The following is a 19,447-nucleotide window of genomic DNA, read 5'->3' as shown; positions in this document are numbered from 1 at the left end:
GGCAAACAGTCTTTCTAAATTTTCGAATACTCACTAGGATTCGCAGCGGCGCAAATTTAAAAACCCAACTTTTTGGGAATCGATTCCTAAAAAAACACTACTTTTTGGGAATCCATTCCTAAAAAGTTGTAATTTCTCAATTCCGCCCCAGATTAAAATTCATCGTCGTCCCGATCCGGAACACCGTATTTTTATATTTGAAACCCTCAAAACTGTTCACAACTTCCACGCGGAAGGGAAAGCGGATGCCTACGTCGAGGCCGTAGCCAAGTTCAGCGTAATTGTTGGAAGTGGGTGTGGCTAAGTAATGCAGCATGAAATTTTCTTTGATGCCCAACACGCGGAACCAGGTGATTTGAGTCAACAGGAATTTACGAAACTCGCTGAGAACATGGGCTTCAAAGAAATGTTTGGATGTGCTATAACGATAATAATCGAGCATCCGGAATGTGCTGACAGGATCGCCCATCTGGAAGAAAAAGCGATTGCCTGCGAAATGTTGATAGTCCGGAAAAGCAACGCTGTCTCCCCGAAATTGTCCCGCGGCAAGCTTATAACTCAGCTTACTCCTGACTCCCGTTTCAAACCCATGCTGGATGCCGATTTGGAAAAAATCATATTTGACATCACTGCCAAACACATCGTTGATTCCTTTGCGATAATTAACCGACAACTTCGGCGAATCATCGTCATAATAAGAGGTTTTCCCTTTTCGCGTCCGGTATTTTTGCCACGGCTTGTAAGCTGCCGCAAGGCCCAATGTCAACGCCTGATGCTGCTGCATTTCGACGGATGCAGTCCGGCTTTCGTCCGTTAATTCTTCATTAAAAGGAATGTTGGAAGTAAATTCCCTGCGTTTCCAGTCGATCCAGCGGTAAGGACTCGTGTTTCTGACATTGCGGAGTGGGCTGCGATCTGCATATTCAATGTTGGCTTTCAGCTCGAAATGTTCGTTTTCGCGATTGGTCGAAAAATCCAGCCGGACAAAATTCTTTTCATAAATCTTGATAAAATTTTGCTCTAAAAACAATGTTGTAATTGAGTTCAACAGCGGATGCATCGGGTTCTCACCATTGAATTGCGAAATATTTTGTCCACCCGATAAGCTGAGCTTATGCCGCTGCCAGCCATAGTCTATTTCGCCATAGGGCATTAATTTTTGTCTTGCGAACGAATATCGGGTGAGTGCATTGAAGGTTAATTCCTGGTTTTGCCGCACCGGAAACCGCTTCGCCTTATCAGACCCGACTTGCAGGCTGTCTGGCTTTCTCCTCGCACTTCCACCATTGTAATGCAGTTTCAAACCACCACCATTCAAAACTAAACCTTCAACCGTATTGACCTGCGCGCCTAGCAGCGGCGTCACGTAATCGAGCCGCCAGGGGCTTTTCTTGCCTAATCTGAAACTGCGTCCTGTAAAAATGTCACCCACGAAGCCTAATCCCCCGCCTTTGTTGTTGCGTTTAGTTGTGTCAGACTTTGCGACTTTCAAACTGTCTTTCTGCTCCTGCGTGCCCTTGGTCACAACCACGATGCTGTCCAGCCGTGTATAACTTTTTATCTCGGCCGTTGTTAGCGGAACGGTGCGAATGGAATCCCAAAACGCCATACTCCGCATTGCCGCCATTGAATCCACCACAGTTGAATCATTTCTGCTGAAATTGAGATCAATGTCCTCGCCTTTTTCCTCCTTCGCTTTCAAATCCTGCTTTTCATATTCTTTCATCATCTTCCGCAGGTTTTTAGCAGAAAATTCCCTTTGCTTGCTAACCACTTCTTCCAGCTTCTGCGACTTGATTTCCCGATCCGAAAGCTTCACTTTTTTTGCTTCTTCTTTCTGCTTTTTGTCGTCCACAACCACAATGTCCGGTCTGAAAGCCGGGTTGATTTTAATGTTGGAAAAGGATTGAGAAATCACAAAATCACCTTTTCCTTTCAGCCCGTAAATTCCTCCCTGCACATGGAACTGCTGATTAACAGGCATCCAAACGCCCTGAACCGGGCTGTAAACCTGTTTGATATCGATGGTAAAACCCGTGTTAACCGTTGTCAGATCAAGACTGTAAATGCTCCATTCATCCTCGATAATGTGGATGGTTCCTTTGTAAACACCTTCGCCATAGGAGCGCGGCGTCACCTTTATTTTGTTCACTTCAATGCCATTCTCACGGAAAGCGCCCAGATATTCGAATTTGTAATAAGCAAATGCACGCGGCGACAATGGGGAAACGGCCTTAACCACTTCCGGCTGATAAAAACTGGTCAGCAAATATGCATTGGGATTGGCAAAATCTTTGTCCTGACTGCTCCTGGCGGCGATAACCTTCTGTTTGTATGAATTGGGCTGCTTAAAAGTAACCTCGGAAACGCTCTCATTCAGGATCGGGACGCCCTTTTTGAAATTGGTCTCCTTTTCAACTTCCTTCAATTCTTTTTTATACAAAAATTCAAGCGGCAAATCCGTGATGACGACGGATGATTTGGAATAGGCTTTGGCCACATAACTATCCACTTGGAGCAAATGATAGCGACTTTTGGCAATGGCGCGACGCATTATGGTGTAGGCAGGATCTTCGTCGCGGCTCCCTATACGCACCTCGCCAAGGGTTAGCGCCTGCTCTTCCATGGTGAGGTCGAAGGTTTCCATTTTGCTTTCAACGGTAAAGCCTTTTTGCCCTGTTTTAAAACCTAAATATTGGAAAATGACCTCATAATAACCTGGTTTCAGGTCCAGCTGATAACGGCCCTCTTCGTTGGAAATGGTGCTGATGGCTGTGCCTTTCACAATGATCGCGGCGAAAGGCAGCGGATCGCCGTTCTTTGTTTTAATTATTCCCTTAATGCCGCTGGAAGAAGTGCTTTGAGCCACACTTTGACCAACAACCAATAAAAATAACAGAATGACTGAAACGTAAAGTTTGAGCATAGGATGGCAAAAAGGCGTTTGACGAATCGGGTGTAACTTTCGGTGAAGATGCTTTTAAATATAAAGGGGTTGCATCTAAAAGTCAAAAGCAATTTTTCCCCGTCCTCAAATGTCAGCAAATTCCCACGCGCTTTGATACGCACTCAGGCCCTCGGCATAGGAGATAAAATCCGAGTAAAATGGCAAACTGGAGAGTGTGGCGCTGTCGCCGATCACCACAAGCTTTTTGCGCGCCCGCGTCATGGCCACATTCATGCGGCGAATGTCCGAAAGGAAGCCAATTTCACCCTCGGGATTGCTGCGGGTCATGCTGATGTAGACAATATCCCGCTCCTGCCCTTGAAAACTATCGATGGTGTTAACTGAAATTTGAGACAAAAAAGGCTGTAAATCAATGCTGTGCGCAAGTTGTTCCTTTAACAAACCAATCTGTTCCTTGTAAGGGGAAATGATGGCAATGCTTGGGAAATGTGTGGACTGAAAACCGGGCGATTGCATTAATTCAACTACATAATGCGTCAAATGCTTGAACAGAAAAACGGCTTCTTCCGGATTGGTGGAGCTTGTTCCTTCGAGCTTTTCATCATAACCACAACCCGCCGTGTCAATGTATGCCAATGCTGTGTCCGTCGGAAAAACCAGATGGTTGGCGACTGCGGCGTTGGCTTTGAGTTTGTTTTGGTAAAATATTTTGGAAGAAAAACCCATAATATCCTCATGCATACGATACTGCTCTTCCAATAAAATCACTGACTCGGGATGTAGCGACACACATTTTTCCAGCAATGTGGTGCTCAACCCATTTTTTGCAGCTTCACTTGATTTAATGGTTGGCGCCAACTGAAAATGGTCGCCAGCAAGCACCACTTTCTCGGCTTTGAGAATCGGAATCCAGCAAGCAGGTTCCAAGGCCTGGCCAGCCTCGTCGATCACGACGGTTTTGTATTTCAAATTCCTGACCGTGTAATGATTTGCACCGACCAATGTTGCCGTGATCACCTGCGCTTTGCTCAAAATATCGTCAATGGCATATTGCTCCACGCTTCCCACTTCCTTCATGATCTTGTGGGCTTCATCAAAAAGCGCTTTCCGTTGATCGCGCTCGGCTTTTCCAAAGTTTCGTTTGTATTTGTGCGCGAGGTTTTTGTATTCGTTTGCCTGCTTCTTGAGCGCCTTAATGTCCTTCATGCGCGTGTGACCCGACAGTTTACTATCCAAAGTCAGTGACATCAGCCGCTCCGAAACACGCACCGGATTCCCGACACGGAGCACATTCAGGCCTTCGTCCGTAAGTTTTTCACTTAGCAAATCCACGGCCGTGTTACTTGGCGCAACCACCAGGATTTGCTGATGATCCTGTTTAATCAGAGCCTTTATCGCCTGGACAAGCGTGGTGGTTTTCCCCGTTCCCGGAGGTCCGTGCACAATGGCGAGATCCGATGCCGAAAGGATTTTGTTAACCGCTTCGTTTTGCGCGTTGTTGAGTTTTGGAATTGTTATTTTGAAAAGATCATCATTGAAAGACGGTGTTTTTTCTCCCGTCAGGATTTTGACCAGACGCCCTTCTTTTTTATTTTCAAGCAATGCAGAGGCTGATCTTATGGCCCCTTGCATTTCATCATAACTGTTATCGTCAAAAAGCAGATCGATGCCCAGTTTTCCATCCCGCGACCAGTCGGGAAGCTCGTCTGTGCGCAATGTGATTTTCAACCTGTTCCCACCCTGATGCGTGATGATGCCTTCTAACCGATCTTTTTTAGGTTCGTGATTGGAAAACAAAACCGCGGGCATGCCAAACCGAAGCTGATGCGAAATGTCCTGGTGCGTGGTGCGCTCCACCTCGACCGTCAAATAATCGCCCCGGCTCATTTCGGAGCCGCGTATGGCAATGGGATACCAACTTAAACCACTGGCGCGACGCTCGGAAACCGATGTGCGTTCAAACAGTCGCTGGTAAGATGCCTTATCTTCTTCCCTTTCTGTTTTGAGTAAATCGAGAAGCTTTTTGAAATAATCCATGCGCAAATAAAGTCAACTAACCGGTTTAATGCATTATTCCGGCATCTGCGCCTTGCTGCACTTCCACTTTTTCTTTGATAAAACGCCTGCCAAAAACGAGCATCGAAAGCGCCAGAACCGAAGATCCGGCCATCGCAGCGACCATTGGAACAACAGAAGGTTCTTCAAACAAACTGATGACAATGGATATCAATGTGCCCGCGCCCATCTGGAAGGCACCCATCAGCGCCGACGCACTGCCTGCATTCCTGGTGAATGGTGCCAGCGAGAGTGCTGCGGCATTCGGATAAGTGTAACCAATGCAGCAAAGGAAGAAAAATAGGAAAGCAATGGTGACAGGAAGTGTCAGAAACCCACTTAATGCGGCTGCGAGAAATGCGAAGCTCACCACAACCTGACAAATCAAGGCGGTGTTAACGATCTGCTCGCTGCTGTATTTGCGCAAAAACAATGTATTCAGCTGACTTGACCCGATAAATCCAACCGAAAGAAATGCGAAGATCCAGCCATAAACTTTGCCATCGGTGTGGAAAACTTCCATGAAAACCAAAGGCGAGCCAGCAACGTAGGCGAACAACCCAGCGAATGCAATCGCGCCCGTAAGTGCGTAAGTGTAAAATTGCGGTTCACGCACCACTTGCAGGAAATTCATGATGATCGGTCTCGGTTTCAGCGAAAGCGTCTTATCGGGCTTGTAACTGTCTGGCAACCAAAGCACTGTTGCGCCCAGAATTGCGATACCCATTCCGGTAAGGATCAAAAAGACGGCATGCCAGCCGAAAGCATCTGTTACATAACCGCCCACTGTCGGTGCGATCATTGGGGAAACGCCCACAACCAGGAGCAGCAACGAAAAGACTTTTGCATTGTCTTTAACCGGAAACAAATCCCGAACCATCGCCACAGAAGCAACCGTGGCCGCACAACTTCCGATAGCCTGCACGACGCGCAACAAAATAAGGTCATTAATGGAGCCAGCCATGGCGCAACCCGCCGAGGCGATAATGTAAACGACCAAGCCAATGAAGAGCGGCCTTTTTCTCCCGAATCGATCAAGGAGCGGACCGTAAAGAAGCTGGCCCAATGAAATTCCAACGAAAAAGCCGGAAAGGGATAGTGAGACTTTGGCGGCGGTTGTGTGCAAATCTTTTGCAATGGCAGGGAATCCGGGCAGATACATGTCGATGGAAAAAGGCCCAAGTGCCGTTAAACTGCCTAAAATCAGTATTAAGAAAAAGTATGTTTTTTTGGACATTTCTATTTATTGTGGCGTTGCATTGAGCCGCTATAACGCGGGTTAGCAACTGAGGGTTCGGGCGAATAGGATTTATCTCACTATTAGTCAATAAAAAAGGCTCCGATTAATTCGGAGCCTCAGCTATATTTTCAATCAAAAATTCGATTTTCAAACCGTAATCCAGTCCAACTTCTTATAAACTTCACGCTCGCTTTCGCTAACAGTGTATGGAACTTTGTTTTTCAGATAAATAATGCAACCGCGGCCTTTTTTAATCGGTGCTATTTTAACTACGTCGTCTCTGTGAATGATAATGTTTATGAGCTTTTGGCCCATTAATTTAAATGTACCTGATCGTACCATGTTTTTTTAAACGGAAAAAAAGTAAGTCTAAGCAACCCCACTTAACGAACCTTCCGACTTCAAATACAACAAGAAGTAATCCTTTGAAATAAGAAAATAACCCAAGTCGGTTCTATTGCTCATTTGCAAAAAATCTGCTACTTCTCTCTGCGCATCCGTTTCTGTATTTGCGCCGGTAACTGTAAGAACTGCGCCAGGTTTCAATGTACTTAATGCGTTATTGCCAAGTGTCGCTATCATGCTATATTTGATTTAAGAGTAAGTCGTTGTGACATTGTTTCGAGAGGCATCTTAAATAAATATGCCAGCACAACTTTACAAGGACCAAATAACCATGGTTAACCTCCACTTCCCGACCTCCGGATATGAAATATAGAAAATTAAAATCCTGATTTCAAGCGTTTTGTGAATTTTTGAAAAAATTTATCGAAAATGTTAAGAAATCTGAAAGCAGTGCCAATTTAAGCTGTTTTCGAAAGGCCGGTTATTACAAAGATACAGCATCAAGTTTTGCACTTCGGTCAACATATTCCGCACTTCATATGCCTGCTGCTGAACTTCGGTAACATTGAATTCCCCGGCGTTTTCATTCTGCTCAATTTTGGGTCAAACAAAGGGCAAAATGAAAACGCTTTCAATCCTATTCTTCCTCCTCACCAGCTTTGCCGTATTGGCACAAGCTGTTATCTCCGGCAAAATTTCGGATCAAAAAGGTGCAGCAGTTCCCGGTGCGAACGTTTATTTGAAAGGGACTTATGACGGCACATCTTCCGACGCAGACGGGAAGTTCATATTCAGCACCAACGCGTCGGGAAATCAGATTGTAACTGTTCAGGCTGTCGGTTTCAAAACCCAGGAAGTTACATTGGAATTGAAGGGGCGACCTGTGGCGCTCGACATCGCATTGCACGAAACGATAAACCAGCTCAATGCCGTGACGATCACTGCCGGCGCAATGGAGGCAGGCGATGAAAAGAAATCCGTCGTGCTCAAACCATTGGATATCGTCACAACTTCGGGCGCAATGGGCAACATTACAGCAGCATTGCTCACACTGCCCGGCACTTCCACCATTGGCAATGATGGCCGCCTTTTCGTCCGCGGAGGTGACGCTTCCGAAACTGCCATTTACATTGACGGACTGCAAGTAGGAAATGCATTTGGCAGCACAACTTCCAATGTTCCAACCCGCAATCGTTTCAGCGCGAATCTTTTCAAAGGATCGTTTTTCAGCACAGGCGGATATTCCGCGGAATACGGACAAGCGCTGTCGTCCACGCTGGCATTGAACACAGTGGACCTGCCGATGCGCAACCAGAGCGACGTCAGCATCATGTCACTTGGCGGCGGTTACACGCAAACATTGGTGAAGGACAACAGGGCTTTGACTGCATCGGCCAATTACTATAATCTGGCTCCCTATCAGGCGCTTGTCAAGCAAAATTTTGATTGGGAAAAGGCTCCATCAAATTGGGATAGCGAGGTTTCGCTGCGCCAGAAATGGGGCAATGCGGTTAAAGGCAATGCCGGGTTTATCAAAGCATATTTCCACACCGAGGGCAGCAATATGGTGATCTGGCAAAAGATTCCGGGAGACAATGGCCGTGGAGATCGCGTGAAACTGCATAACCGTTATCATTATGGCAACATTTCGTTTCGCCATTCGGGCAACAAAGGCTGGTTTTTTTACGGCGGCGTTGCTTTGTCCCATAATAAGGACAATGTTCAGTTGAATGCAGCGGATGTAAGGCAGGTTAACCAGATTTTCCATTCCAAAATCGTTGCCGTAAAAGATTTTTCACCGCAATTTTCCATTAAAAACGGCTTGGAGTTTTATGCCAAAAGCTATTCCGAGTCATTGCTGGACGAAAATCGCAAAAGGGATTTTACCGATAACCAATTCAACCATTTCATTGAAGCCAGTTATTATTTCAGCAACCGCCTGATCATGGTTGCGGGTTTGCGGACGGGGCACAGTGCATTGGCCAAACAAACCTGGTTTACGCCGCGATTTTCAGTTGCATACAAGGTGAACAACCAAGGTCAGTTCTCATTCGCTGCCGGAAAATTCAAACAATTGCCGGAAGAGAAATTGAGAGTGCTGCAAACCGATTTAAAGAATTCAGCAGCGACACATTACATTCTTAATTATTTCATTGTCAATAACAATCGCACATTCCGTGCTGAGGCTTTCTACAAAAACTATAACAACCTCGTCACTTACAAAGGACCCGCAAGCAATCCGAACAACATTGCATTGAATGGATCCGGTTATGCGAAAGGCGTCGACTTTTTCCTGCGCGACAAGAAAACAATCAAAGACACAGACTTCTGGATCACTTACAGTTTTGTCGACAGCAAGCGGAAATTTGCCGCTTATGAACAAGAGGTCCAGCCTTCATTTGCCCCAAAACACAATGGCTCCGTGGTGGTCAAACATTTTGTGACTGCCATTAAATCGTTGGTAGGAACGTCCTGGTCCTGGAACAGCGGCTACACCTACGATGACCCAAATCTTGCGGGAGAAATGCAGCGAAAAACCAAGGCTTACAGCGATTTGAGCGTGAGCATTAGTTACCTGCCCAAGCCTAATGTGATCTTCCACGTGGCATGTTCCAATGTGCTCGGAAGGCAAAACGTGTTCGGCTATAAATATGCTGCACAGCCCGACGAAGCCGGTTCCTACGCCAGTCAGCCGATTGGACAAGGCGCGAAAAGATTCCTCTTCGCGGGACTGTTCATTACACTTTCAAAAGACAAAAAAGCCAATCAGCTAAATAATTTATGATTCGAAATGCAGACTTACCAAGTCTCCAAGACTTGGTAAGTCTCTTAACCGGCAACCAACTGCAATAATTTATAACTCGAACGCAGACTTACCAAGTCTCTTACAACCAACCAACATGAAAAAACTAACTCAGATTACCATTGCATTACTGTTCACAATCCTAAGCGCATACGCGCAAGATTCGCCTTATCAAGCGGCTATGAAAAAGGAAATTGCGAAACTGATGGATGCGGATTCCCTTCCTGTTTACCAGCAATCGGCTAACGCATTTGCGCGAATCTCGCAGCTGAATCCCAACGAATGGCAACCTTATTATTATGAAGCATTGGCCTGCACGTTCCAGGGTGTGGACATTCATTTGCCTGCCGACAAGCGGGACGAAGTTCTGGCAAGGGCAACAGAAATTGCTGAAAAAGCGGATGCGATTTCCAAGAATAATTCAGAGATCGTAGCATTACAGGGGTTTATTACAATGGCAAAACTGAGCGTTGATCCTGCGGGTCGTGGGCAAAGTTTGTCGGCTCAGGTGATGCAGACATTTGGGAAGGCTTTGGCAATCAATGAAAAAAATCCGCGCGCATTGGTTTTGCTCGCGCAAATGGAACACGGCATGGCGAAGTTTTTCGGCTCCGGCACGGAAAAATCCTGCGGATTGGCATACGAGAGTCTGGCTAGCTTCGCCACACAGGACGAAGCAGCGCTAAAAGCTGCATTAATGCCAACCTGGGGCAAAAATCTTGCAGAAAAAATGGTCAAAAGTTGTCAATAGGCCCACTTTTACAATTGATCAAAATTCATCGATATTGCAGTCCATGAAACTTACAACGCGCGGCTCAAAAAAATTCTGGAATTTCTCACCGGCCTTCCTGAGCGTTAACCTACTCATTGCACTCGCGATCTCGGCAAGCCTCTGCCCCGAATGTCTTGTCTCGGGCGAAAACCTGGGTGAATTCGCCGAAGACATTATATTCTCCTTCCTAATGTCCTGCTCGCTGAGTTATGGCGGTTTCTTGATGGAAGACTATTTTGACCGCACCATTCCCTGGATTCTTTATCCTGCAAAAAGGCTTTTTCTGGAATGTTTAAGCTATTTCTTCTACGTTTTTTGCACAAGTCTGGTCATTATTTTTCTGCATAATTACGTATTTCGGCAAAACTTTACATTGGATAACATTCCCTGGAAAAAGCTGTTTAACCGGACGGAATTTCCGATGAAACTTTCCTTTGTCATTTTGTTCGTATTAATCAGCCGTTCATTCCTGCTTGAATGGCGAAATGCCGCAATCGAGTCGGAACAATTGAAAACGGAGCGTTTTGCGCAGCAATATCAATCATTGAAAGACCAGCTCAACCCACATTTTCTTTTCAATTCTTTGAATGTGCTGAGCAATCTGGTTTATGAAAGTCCAGACACAGCCGCAAAATTCATTCGCCAGCTTTCGGGCATTTATCGCTATGTGCTCGAAGTGCAGCAGGAGGAGTTGGTTACGGTCGGGCAGGAACTGCATTTCGCGGAAAATTATCTTTCACTTCAAAAGATCCGCTTTGAGGAAAGTCTGCAATATGACATTCAGGTTAATGGCCATGCGGATGGCTTTTTGCCGCCGCTGTCATTGCAATTGTTGTTAGAGAACGCCGTCAAGCACAATGTCGCATCGATCGAAACGCCATTAAAAATAGAGATTGAAATTATTGACAATCAATTAATTGCAAAAAATAATTTCCAACCAAAAAGCAGCATTCCGGACGATTCAACGGGCGTCGGACTCGCGAACATCAGCAAACGTTATGAATTGTTAAGCAACGAGACGATTTCAGTGAGCCAGGATCACGGTTGGTTTGTTGTTAAACTTCCCATTTTAAACATTGCCCAAAAGGCGATGTCATCAAAGTGAAAACAGAGGAGCTTCCTACTTATGACGATATTAATCATAGAAGACGAAAAACCGGCCGTGCGGCGCTTAATTCAGCTGTTAAGCGAGAATTTGCCCGAAGCAAAAGTAGTTGAAAGCCTCGATACAGTGACCGCCGCTATCCGCTGGTTCAACAACAATCCCGAACCCGATCTGATATTCCTCGACATTCAACTTGCGGACGGCATCAGTTTTGAGATTTTTGAACAAGTCAAAGTCACGGCACCGATCATATTTTGCACGGCTTATGATCAATATGCGATCAAAGCATTCAGGCTCAACAGCATTGATTATTTATTAAAACCCATTGACCCCGAAGAACTTAAACAAGCTCTTAATAAATTTAACTCAGGCAAAAAAGAACCTGGCATTTCCCTTGAGCAAATTCGAAACCTGATCCAGCCTGCAACCAAAACCTATAAATCACGCTTTCTGGTAAAGCTCGGCGAACGCATTCAAACAATTGATGTGCAAGACATTGCATTCTTTTTTAGTGAGGAGAAAGTCACAATCCTGCAAACGATTCAGGGCAAAAAATACAATGTTGATTACATTCTGGATGAGATCGAAGATATGGTTGCCCCGGAGCGGTTTTTCAGGATTAACCGGAAGTATATCAGCTCCATCACTGCCATCAAAGACGTCTTCACTTACTCGAACAGCCGATTGAAAGTTCATCTGGCAAACTGTTCCGACAACGACATTCTCATCAGTCGAGAGCGGATGGGCGCTTTCAAGAGCTGGCTTGGACAGTAACGCGGCACGGATTTTTAGCATATCGTTTCCTATTATCGAACGATCATTTTCAAAGAACCTATGAGAGCAATTTGGTCCGGAGCCATTGGATTTGGCCTTGTCAGCATTCCCGTTAAACTTTTCAGCGCGACCCAGCATGCCGAGCTGGACTTGGATATGCTGGACAAAAAAGATCACGCAAACATTAAATATCAGCGCGTTAACGGCAACACTGGCAAGGAGGTCGATTGGGATGATATTGTAAAAGGTTACAAGGTTGATGATGAATATGTGGTGCTGGATGAAAAGGATTTTGAAAAAGCCAGCCCTGAAAAAACCAAGATTATTGAGATAGCAGAATTTGTCAATGAAAAAGACATTGATAGCATTTACTATGAAACGCCATATTACTTGCAACCGGAAAAGTCAGGCGGCAAGCCTTATGCATTGCTTCGTGATGCATTGAAAAAAACAGGAAAAGCGGGCTTGGGAACTTACGTTTTGCGTAACCGCGAAAGTTTGGTTTTAATAAAGGCGGCTGGCGATCTGTTGATTTTGAACAAAATCAGGTTTCAGGAAGAAATCCGCGAAACGGATGAACTCGACATTCCGGACATTAAAATAAAGCCTGCCGAAATGGCCATGGCGGTGCAGTTGATAGAGCAGCTGACGACCGAATTTGATATTTCAAATTATAAAGACACTTACAACGAATCGCTGCTGCAACTCATTATGGCTAAGGCCAAAGGCAAAAAACCGGCAACGCCGAAAATGAAGATCGTGCATTCGAAAAGCAAAGATCTTATGGCTCAATTAAAAGAAAGTCTGAGCGCGCCCAAACGTAAAGCATCCTGATATGAAGAAGCAAGCCGAACTAACGCATTTGGATAAGCTTTATTGGCCTGATGAAAAAATCACAAAAGGCGAATTGCTCGAATTTTACAGCCTCATCGCGCCTTACATTCTGCCTTATCTCAAAGACCGGCCATTGTCACTCAGGCGCAATCCGAATGGCATAAAGGAAGCGAGCTTTTTCCAAAAAGACGCCGGCGACAACATTCCGGACTGGATCAAAACAGTGGAAATCCACGCGGAATCGACTGATAAGATGGTCAATTATTTCATCTGCAATGATGTAGAAACGCTGCTTTATCTGGCCAACATGGGCTGCATTGAGATGAATCCCTGGAATTCGACCACGAGCAAGCTCGATTATCCCGACTACATTGTGATGGACATTGATCCTTCCGACAACAACACATTTGAAGAAGTGATTGACGTTGCGCTCGTCATTAAGGACCTCATTGACCAGACAGGCATGACAGGTTTTTGCAAGACTTCCGGGTCGAGCGGGCTGCATATTTATATTCCTTTTGGCAAAAAATACACCTTTGACGAAAGCCGCAGTTTCGCTGAAATCCTCGCGACAATGGTGACTGAAAGGCTTCCCGAAACTACAACATTGGAACGCTCACTTTCCAAACGGAAGAAGAACCAGATTTATGTGGATTATCTGCAAAACCGCGTTGCGCAGACGCTTGCGTCTGCATATAGCGTACGTCCGAAACCCGGAGCAACCGTTTCGGCGCCGCTGGAATGGCGTGAGGTGAAGCATGGACTGAGCCCCAAAGATTTCACAATCAAGAACATGCTGAAACGTGTGGAAGAAAAGGGAGATTTGTTTAAAGGTGTTTTGGGAAAAGGTGTGGATATGGCCAAGGCGATTCAGAAGCTTGAAGCCATGCAGGCAGAGTGATTGCGCTGATCATCGCTTTTTCTGACACATTCACGACCACGCATTAGGAGTTGTTTTGAAGTAATGGTTACTTTATTGCTTCAATCATATCCTAATCCCATGTTCCTCAAAAAATTTACAAAAAACCTGCCTCCCGCTTTCACAGCCCTGCTTATCTCGACTTCGCTGCTGTTTCTTAATGCTTGCAAATCCGAAGAAAAGAAAGACGAAACCGCCTCCGCGCAGATCGCTGCTAACGACAGCACTTCCACAAAACCGGTCGTTATTGGTTATGTGGGCGGCTTCCGCGGACTTATCAACACAGACCGCATTGAAGTTGACAAGCTCACGCACATTAATTATGCATTTGTGGATGTGCAAAAAGGCAAAGCATTCCTGACAAATGAAAAGACGGACTCCACCAACTTCCGCAAGCTCAAATTACTGAAAAAGAAAAATCCTGACCTGAAAATCCTGATTTCCCTGGGTGGCTGGACATGGAGTGAAAACTTCTCTGATGCCGTTTTGACAGCAGATTCAAGAAAAATATTTGCAGCAAGTGCAGTTGATATTATCAAAAAATACAATCTGGATGGTGTGGACATTGACTGGGAATATCCCGGAATGGCAGGTGAGGATGGGAATGTTTTCAGGAAAGAGGATAAGCAAAACTTCACATTGATGTTCGAAGCGATCCGCAAAGAACTGGACACATTTGAAAAAGAATCAGGCAAGCAAAAACTCCTGACAACTGCTGTTCCGGGCTTCACTTCGTTCCTTAAAGTGGTCGAAATGGGTAAGGCGGCGGCTTTTCTGGATTATGTGAATATGATGACTTACGACCTTTTTCAGGGCGACACTGCGGTGCATCATGCTGCTTTATACAATTCAGATATTTACAAAGCAAGTCATTCGGTGGACAATGCGGTGAAGGCTTTTTCGGCAGAGGGCGTTCCGATGAACAAGCTGGTTGTGGGCCTTCCGTTTTACGGCCGCATGTTCCGTGTTGCAAAGCTGGACAAGGGATTGGGACAAAAGCACATCAAGCAAGATTATGTGGACGGTTACACCATGATCAAAGACAGCCTGATCAACAAAAAAGGCTTTAAAGAATATCGTGATAAAACCGCAAAAGCGCCTTATTTGCTCAATGCAACCACGGGAGACGTTTTAAGTTACGACGATGAGCAGTCCGTTCACGACAAATGCCAATATGTTTTGGACAAAAAACTGGCAGGTGTGATGTTCTGGGAATATGATTCTGACTTGAAAACCTATCTGCTGGACGAGATTGACAAGTCTTTCAAATAATGAATTGATGGTCTGTTAGTTAATAACAGACCATTAAAACAAGCTCAATTCGCTTATTTCGTGGTATCCTTCTGTTAACTCACCTGTCCTGAACCGGTTTACAAACTCGTGCGCTCTTCGCGTTGGTTCGGGCAGACGGTGTTTTCCAATGCATCGCAGGGCAATGTCCATGCTGTCTTTCAAGCTCATTTTATGTCCGGGCGAGATGAAAATCGGCTTCACGTTATTTTTGCTGCGCAATGCAAATCCGATCGTTTCGCCCTTATCTGTCACAAGCGCATATTCTCCTTTTGATTCAGCCGGATCAGCATAAATTCCTGCAAGCTTTCTTTTCGCACAACCCATTGTCACGGAGTCCGTTACAACGCCAAAATGCGATGCAATGCCCATCCTTTTCTTATGCAAAATTCCATTGCCGTCGAACATTACAACGTCGGGTTTCACCGGGATCTGTTCAAATGCTTTTAGAATGGATGGAATCTCGCGGAAGGCCAGATAACCAGGCACATATGGGAATATATTAATGCCCTGAACGAGCGAATATGCAATGGGCGTAAGGTCGGGAAAACTGAGGATTACGATGCCTGCGTACACAATTTCGCTATTGAGATCGAGCGAAATATCCGCTCCGGCAATGGTTTTGATCTCGCCTTCCATGGGCGTCAGAACCAATTGTTCACGCAAACTTTCCTGGATCTGTGTTGCCTCAGCAATGGTTAATTGCCCGTAATTGGACTCTGGCGTTTCGATAATGCTTCTCATAGACGACTGGCATGATATTCTTTGTAAAAACTTAATATCAGTCTTAATAAAAAATCAAGCCATCCGCATGGAAAATACTACAGTTAAACGCAAATGGGCAAATTGGAAATTCATTGCATTCATCATTGTGCTCATCGCCATTTTTGTAAAATTCTTCGTGCTTCGTGACCGGGATGAAAACGCGCCCGTGACCGTAGAACTGGATTTGCCGAAAGTTGCCTTTCGCAGCAAGCAGGAAGTTGAGGCTGTTTTGGGAAAAGGCAAACTGGACAGTTACTATAAAGACGAAGTTGCCGGCTGCGAAAAGTGCCCCAAAATGACTTATCGTGAAGGGAAAATTGAGATCACTTATATCAATGAAATCGCAGATCAGATTCAGTTAAACAAGCTTTCTGACTATGATTTCGAAGATCGCGTTGTGTTAGGCATCTTGAATCTGAAAGAAGACATTAAACCAAATGTAGATGAAGATCAGCTGAAAAGATGGGATAATTATGAAAAATATTCGCAGATCTCAGCTTTCGGATCGGGTAACGACATTGAATATATTTTGATCAAAGCAAAAACGGAATAACGCCTTTATGCGCGCACCCTTTGCTTGCTGACCCAGCTCAGCATTGCGCAGCCTAATAATCCTGACAAAACAGACCCGGTAAGAATAGAAAACTTCGCTTCTGAAAGAATGTCGTCATGTCCAGCAAATGACAACAATGCAATGAAAACCGACATGGTAAAGCCGATCCCTCCCAGCATGCCAACGCCAATAATATGAAGCCAGTCGGCCCCATCAGGCTTTGCGCTAATGCCCAGCTTCACCGACAGCCACGAAAGTGCAGTGATTCCAACAGGTTTTCCAACAACCAATCCCAGAATGATCCCCAGACCCAATGGTGTTGTCAGGCCTGCAATCATGCCATCTTCAAATCTGATGTTAGTATTGGCCAATGCAAAAATGGGCATAATCAAATAGTTAACCGGATTAACCAGGATGTGTTCAAGCTTCTCCAATGGTGATTCAGTCGCATCGGGCGTGGTGGGAATGGCGAAAGCAGTGAGCACACCCGCGATGGTTGCATGAACGCCAGAGTGGTGAATAAAATACCAAATAAAAACGCCTGGAATGAGATAGGCGGCCAAATGCTTGACGCCTAATTTATTGAGCATTAACAACACTATGAAAATCCCTCCCGCATAAAGCAGATAAGTGTAATGCAGCTCCGAAGAATAAAAAATAGCAATGACGAGAATCGCCATCAGATCGTCAACAATAGCAAGCGCGGCGAGGAAAATTTTGAGTGAGGCAGGCACTTTTTTACCCAACATGGTAATGATCGCAATGGCAAAAGCAATGTCCGTCGCCATGGGAATTCCCCACCCGCCAGCCGTTTCCGTGTTTTTATTGAATGCGGAAAATATCACCGCCGGAACGATCACACCGCCAAGCGCGGCAAAAATCGGCAGCGCAGCTTTCTTCAATGACGACAATTCCCCTTCAACCAATTCCCGTTTTATCTCCAATCCGACCATCAGGAAAAAGATCGCCATTAAGCCATCATTGATCCAGATCAGCAAGGAATATTCGAGATGAATATCTTTGAAACTATAACCCAGATTAGTGCCCAGCAAAGCTTCCAATCCCGGCCCTGCGCTTGTGTTTGCAATGATCAGTGAAACGATCACGCAAATAATGAGGATAATGCCACCAGCTGATCCGGATTGAACAAACTCTTTGAATGACCTGAGATTGATAAGTTTTGCCATGCACCCAATTTAGGGAAAATTTATTTTCTAAGAATATCAAGATTATTGCATTATTCCAATGTTAAATACGAATCAAATTTTTCATCCAAATAGCGCTAATTAATATTATTGCAAACTGACAAATGTCGTTAAATAACTCATCATCAATTAGAACCACTCATATTACCATTAGCTCATTTAGTGAAAAAATCCTATGTTCAATAATATCATTGGCTTACATTTGCACAGTCAAATAAGACAAACACAAGATTTAAAAAAGATTTAGCTATGAAAAATTCAATCACAACATTCGTTTGCGCCATGGCGCTCAGCACTACTTTCGCATTTGCTAACATAGAAGATAAAACAAAAGTAGCAGCACCAAACACATTACCCGCATCGGCTCAGCCCATTGAAACGCCAGCTCCACAACGTGAAAAAGCGAGCAATGATTACGCCAAATACACGCCGGCACAAAAAGCTTCAATCGTTGAGCTTAAAGTTGCAAAATAGTTAGAGAGTCAGTTATTAAGGTGAAATTGAGATTAAAAGGGAGAACCACTTAGTTCTCCTTTTTTTGTGTCTTTTGAAAAGCAGTTTCCGAAATCAGGCAGCGGCCAGGCTCGAATCGTCTGCTTTCTGCTCGCGCGATGTCCTGATTTTTTCAAGATAAATATTGCTGAATGCGAGGAGCACAAAGCCGAGGAAAAATTGAATATAGGTAAACTGCATCAGCACTTTGGACCAGCTGAGGTCCTTCATGAAAAACTCCTTGTAAAGCAGCAGCGCTACACTTCCAAGATAACCAATGCTTTCGCAGATATAAACGAAGAAACCAGCATTGGCTTTCATCCTGAAAAGCGCGATCATCCGCTCAAAAACAACTGTTTGCAAAATGGTGTAAGCCAAAAATGTCCCCAATCCGACCATCAGCATCCAGTAAAAGCCATTGATTTTCCCTTGCTGAAACAGGAAAGTCCCAGCGCCCATCAGGAAAATAGAGGAGAACAGGATCAGGTTGGTAAGGCGGAAACCCTTGACGTTGTCCCGTACAAAAGCCAGACTGCCGATAATCACGAGCACCACAACTCCGGTGATCATTTCCGTTGTCGTGAAAACGCTGCTTCCCCAATTTGCATCGATCTCGTTCCATATTTCAATGGTAAAATTGTCCCTGAAATCGCGCAATACGACAAGCGTTGCGTAGAAAACGACCAGACAAACGATCGGAAAGCCAAATTGCGCCATAACAACTCGCTTATCCTCTCTCGTCATCGGCTTCCGCTCGGTACGCAGCTGAATGTCTTCCTGCGTGGGTTTTGGAATAACCGAAAGCATCCATACAAAAAAGCAGAAAAACGGCAGGAACAATGCGCCCATAAACACCGGCATCCAGAATTCCGAAATGCCTGGAAGCATGGTGTGGAGTTCAATGTAAATGGTTTTCAAGATCCCGGAAGCCACCACAACACTGATATTCAGCCCCATAGCAAGCATTTCCGTAAACCTGCGCCCTTCCAGAAAGCTGAAAACAACGCCATAAACCATGCCCAGGGGCAGGCCATTGATAAACAGGAAGATAAAATTGTAAGGGTAAGGAACAAGTCCGAAGAAAAGCAATGCGATTTCAGCAATAAGGATTAAAGAAAGAATAAGCTTGATCCGGGAGCTGTGCTTCAACTCTGAAATGACCTTAATGCCCGCAAATTTGGAAAGCGTGTAACCCGCAACCTGCGCAATGATCAGGACTGCTTTGTAGCTGACATCGCCCAGTTCAAGTCCCTGATAAAGACCCGCATTGAAGGGTTTTCGGAAGGCATACATGCAAAAATAAGCTCCAAATGAGGCAATGACGGCCCAGGCAATGAACAGCGCGTTGGAACGCTGCAATGCTTTTTGTAAACGCATATCACCGGTT

Annotated in this window: 16 protein-coding genes; 9 read left to right on the top strand and 7 right to left on the bottom strand. The window is 45.1% G+C overall.

Going from position 1 to position 19,447, the window contains the following annotated elements; translation table 11 throughout:
• Positions 1 to 136 precede the first annotated feature (136 nt).
• From LZG73_RS13705 to LZG73_RS13690, 4 genes are all read right to left on the bottom strand, one after another.
• A complete protein-coding gene (locus tag LZG73_RS13705; protein ID WP_233850405.1) occupies positions 137 to 2,926 on the bottom strand; it encodes a DUF5686 and carboxypeptidase regulatory-like domain-containing protein in 2,790 nt (929 codons plus the stop codon).
• A 105-nt stretch (positions 2,927 to 3,031) separates the two neighbouring features.
• Positions 3,032 to 4,945 (bottom strand): AAA domain-containing protein, encoded by a 1,914-nt coding sequence (locus tag LZG73_RS13700; RefSeq protein WP_233850403.1) that lies wholly within the window; start codon positions 4,943 to 4,945, stop codon positions 3,032 to 3,034.
• 25 nt (positions 4,946 to 4,970) lie between these two features.
• Positions 4,971 to 6,200 carry a multidrug effflux MFS transporter gene (locus LZG73_RS13695; protein WP_233850399.1) on the bottom strand — a complete coding sequence of 410 codons (1,230 nt, stop codon included), beginning with the start codon at positions 6,198 to 6,200 and terminating at the stop codon, positions 4,971 to 4,973.
• A 372-nt stretch (positions 6,201 to 6,572) separates the two neighbouring features.
• Positions 6,573 to 6,785: a hypothetical protein gene (locus LZG73_RS13690; RefSeq protein ID WP_233850397.1), complete on the bottom strand. Its 213-nt coding sequence runs from the start codon at positions 6,783 to 6,785 to the stop codon at positions 6,573 to 6,575.
• Between the two features lie 382 nt (positions 6,786 to 7,167).
• Between LZG73_RS13690 and LZG73_RS13685 the strand changes: the two genes are divergently transcribed.
• From LZG73_RS13685 to LZG73_RS13655, 7 genes are all read left to right on the top strand, one after another.
• Positions 7,168 to 9,333, top strand: coding sequence for a TonB-dependent receptor (locus tag LZG73_RS13685; protein WP_233850395.1), 2,166 nt, complete (start codon positions 7,168 to 7,170; stop codon positions 9,331 to 9,333).
• A gap of 115 nt (positions 9,334 to 9,448) precedes the next feature.
• Positions 9,449 to 10,102 carry a hypothetical protein gene (locus LZG73_RS13680; protein ID WP_233850392.1) on the top strand — a complete coding sequence of 218 codons (654 nt, stop codon included), beginning with the start codon at positions 9,449 to 9,451 and terminating at the stop codon, positions 10,100 to 10,102.
• 43 nt (positions 10,103 to 10,145) lie between these two features.
• Positions 10,146 to 11,228, top strand: a complete 1,083-nt coding sequence (locus LZG73_RS13675) for a sensor histidine kinase (protein ID WP_233850390.1) — start codon at positions 10,146 to 10,148, stop codon at positions 11,226 to 11,228.
• A gap of 21 nt (positions 11,229 to 11,249) precedes the next feature.
• Positions 11,250 to 12,002: a LytTR family DNA-binding domain-containing protein gene (locus tag LZG73_RS13670; protein ID WP_233850386.1), complete on the top strand. Its 753-nt coding sequence runs from the start codon at positions 11,250 to 11,252 to the stop codon at positions 12,000 to 12,002.
• Positions 12,003 to 12,062: 60 nt separating this feature from the next.
• The gene (locus LZG73_RS13665) at positions 12,063 to 12,836 is read left to right on the top strand and encodes a Ku protein (protein WP_233850381.1); all 774 of its coding nucleotides are present in this window, start codon (positions 12,063 to 12,065) and stop codon (positions 12,834 to 12,836) included.
• Position 12,837: 1 nt separating this feature from the next.
• Complete coding sequence (gene ligD, locus LZG73_RS13660; protein WP_233850365.1) at positions 12,838 to 13,737, top strand: non-homologous end-joining DNA ligase; 900 nt, start codon at positions 12,838 to 12,840, stop codon at positions 13,735 to 13,737.
• A 99-nt stretch (positions 13,738 to 13,836) separates the two neighbouring features.
• Complete coding sequence (locus tag LZG73_RS13655) at positions 13,837 to 15,027, top strand: glycoside hydrolase family 18 protein (protein WP_233850363.1); 1,191 nt, start codon at positions 13,837 to 13,839, stop codon at positions 15,025 to 15,027.
• 33 nt (positions 15,028 to 15,060) lie between these two features.
• Here LZG73_RS13655 and nfi read toward each other — a convergent pair whose 3' ends face one another.
• Entirely contained in the window at positions 15,061 to 15,789 is a 729-nt protein-coding gene (nfi, locus tag LZG73_RS13650; protein ID WP_233850361.1) for a deoxyribonuclease V, read from the bottom strand.
• Positions 15,790 to 15,856: 67 nt separating this feature from the next.
• Between nfi and LZG73_RS13645 the strand changes: the two genes are divergently transcribed.
• Entirely contained in the window at positions 15,857 to 16,363 is a 507-nt protein-coding gene (locus LZG73_RS13645; protein WP_233850359.1) for a hypothetical protein, read from the top strand.
• 5 nt (positions 16,364 to 16,368) lie between these two features.
• On the opposite strand, the gene nhaA is transcribed toward LZG73_RS13645, so the two are convergent.
• Positions 16,369 to 17,550, bottom strand: coding sequence for a Na+/H+ antiporter NhaA (gene nhaA / locus LZG73_RS13640; RefSeq protein ID WP_233850357.1), 1,182 nt, complete (start codon positions 17,548 to 17,550; stop codon positions 16,369 to 16,371).
• A 267-nt stretch (positions 17,551 to 17,817) separates the two neighbouring features.
• On the opposite strand from nhaA, the gene LZG73_RS13635 reads away from it, so the two are divergent.
• The gene (locus LZG73_RS13635; protein ID WP_233850355.1) at positions 17,818 to 18,042 is read left to right on the top strand and encodes a hypothetical protein; all 225 of its coding nucleotides are present in this window, start codon (positions 17,818 to 17,820) and stop codon (positions 18,040 to 18,042) included.
• A 93-nt stretch (positions 18,043 to 18,135) separates the two neighbouring features.
• Here LZG73_RS13635 and LZG73_RS13630 read toward each other — a convergent pair whose 3' ends face one another.
• On the bottom strand, positions 18,136 to 19,437 hold the full coding sequence (locus tag LZG73_RS13630) for a DUF5690 family protein (RefSeq protein WP_233850353.1): 1,302 nt from the start codon (positions 19,435 to 19,437) through the stop codon (positions 18,136 to 18,138).
• Between the last annotated feature and the right edge of the window lie 10 nt (positions 19,438 to 19,447).

This window comes from Dyadobacter sp. CY326, from assembly GCF_021390515.1.
In the GTDB taxonomy this organism is placed as follows: Bacteria; Bacteroidota; Bacteroidia; order Cytophagales; family Spirosomataceae; genus Dyadobacter.
This window is presented reverse-complemented; position numbering and strand designations above follow the sequence as displayed.

Coding starts and splice junctions, on each gene's coding strand:
- LZG73_RS13695 (WP_233850399.1), bottom strand. CDS start 6,200: ATGTCCAAAAAAACATACTTTTTCTTAATACTGATTTTAGGCAGTTTA.
- nhaA (WP_233850357.1), bottom strand. CDS start 17,550: ATGGCAAAACTTATCAATCTCAGGTCATTCAAAGAGTTTGTTCAATCC.
- LZG73_RS13635 (WP_233850355.1), top strand. CDS start 17,818: ATGAAAAATTCAATCACAACATTCGTTTGCGCCATGGCGCTCAGCACT.
- LZG73_RS13630 (WP_233850353.1), bottom strand. CDS start 19,437: ATGCGTTTACAAAAAGCATTGCAGCGTTCCAACGCGCTGTTCATTGCC.
- LZG73_RS13645 (WP_233850359.1), top strand. CDS start 15,857: ATGGAAAATACTACAGTTAAACGCAAATGGGCAAATTGGAAATTCATT.
- LZG73_RS13705 (WP_233850405.1), bottom strand. CDS start 2,926: ATGCTCAAACTTTACGTTTCAGTCATTCTGTTATTTTTATTGGTTGTT.
- LZG73_RS13665 (WP_233850381.1), top strand. CDS start 12,063: ATGAGAGCAATTTGGTCCGGAGCCATTGGATTTGGCCTTGTCAGCATT.
- LZG73_RS13700 (WP_233850403.1), bottom strand. CDS start 4,945: ATGGATTATTTCAAAAAGCTTCTCGATTTACTCAAAACAGAAAGGGAA.
- LZG73_RS13655 (WP_233850363.1), top strand. CDS start 13,837: ATGTTCCTCAAAAAATTTACAAAAAACCTGCCTCCCGCTTTCACAGCC.
- ligD (WP_233850365.1), top strand. CDS start 12,838: ATGAAGAAGCAAGCCGAACTAACGCATTTGGATAAGCTTTATTGGCCT.
- LZG73_RS13680 (WP_233850392.1), top strand. CDS start 9,449: ATGAAAAAACTAACTCAGATTACCATTGCATTACTGTTCACAATCCTA.
- LZG73_RS13690 (WP_233850397.1), bottom strand. CDS start 6,785: ATGATAGCGACACTTGGCAATAACGCATTAAGTACATTGAAACCTGGC.
- LZG73_RS13670 (WP_233850386.1), top strand. CDS start 11,250: ATGACGATATTAATCATAGAAGACGAAAAACCGGCCGTGCGGCGCTTA.
- nfi (WP_233850361.1), bottom strand. CDS start 15,789: ATGAGAAGCATTATCGAAACGCCAGAGTCCAATTACGGGCAATTAACC.
- LZG73_RS13675 (WP_233850390.1), top strand. CDS start 10,146: ATGAAACTTACAACGCGCGGCTCAAAAAAATTCTGGAATTTCTCACCG.
- LZG73_RS13685 (WP_233850395.1), top strand. CDS start 7,168: ATGAAAACGCTTTCAATCCTATTCTTCCTCCTCACCAGCTTTGCCGTA.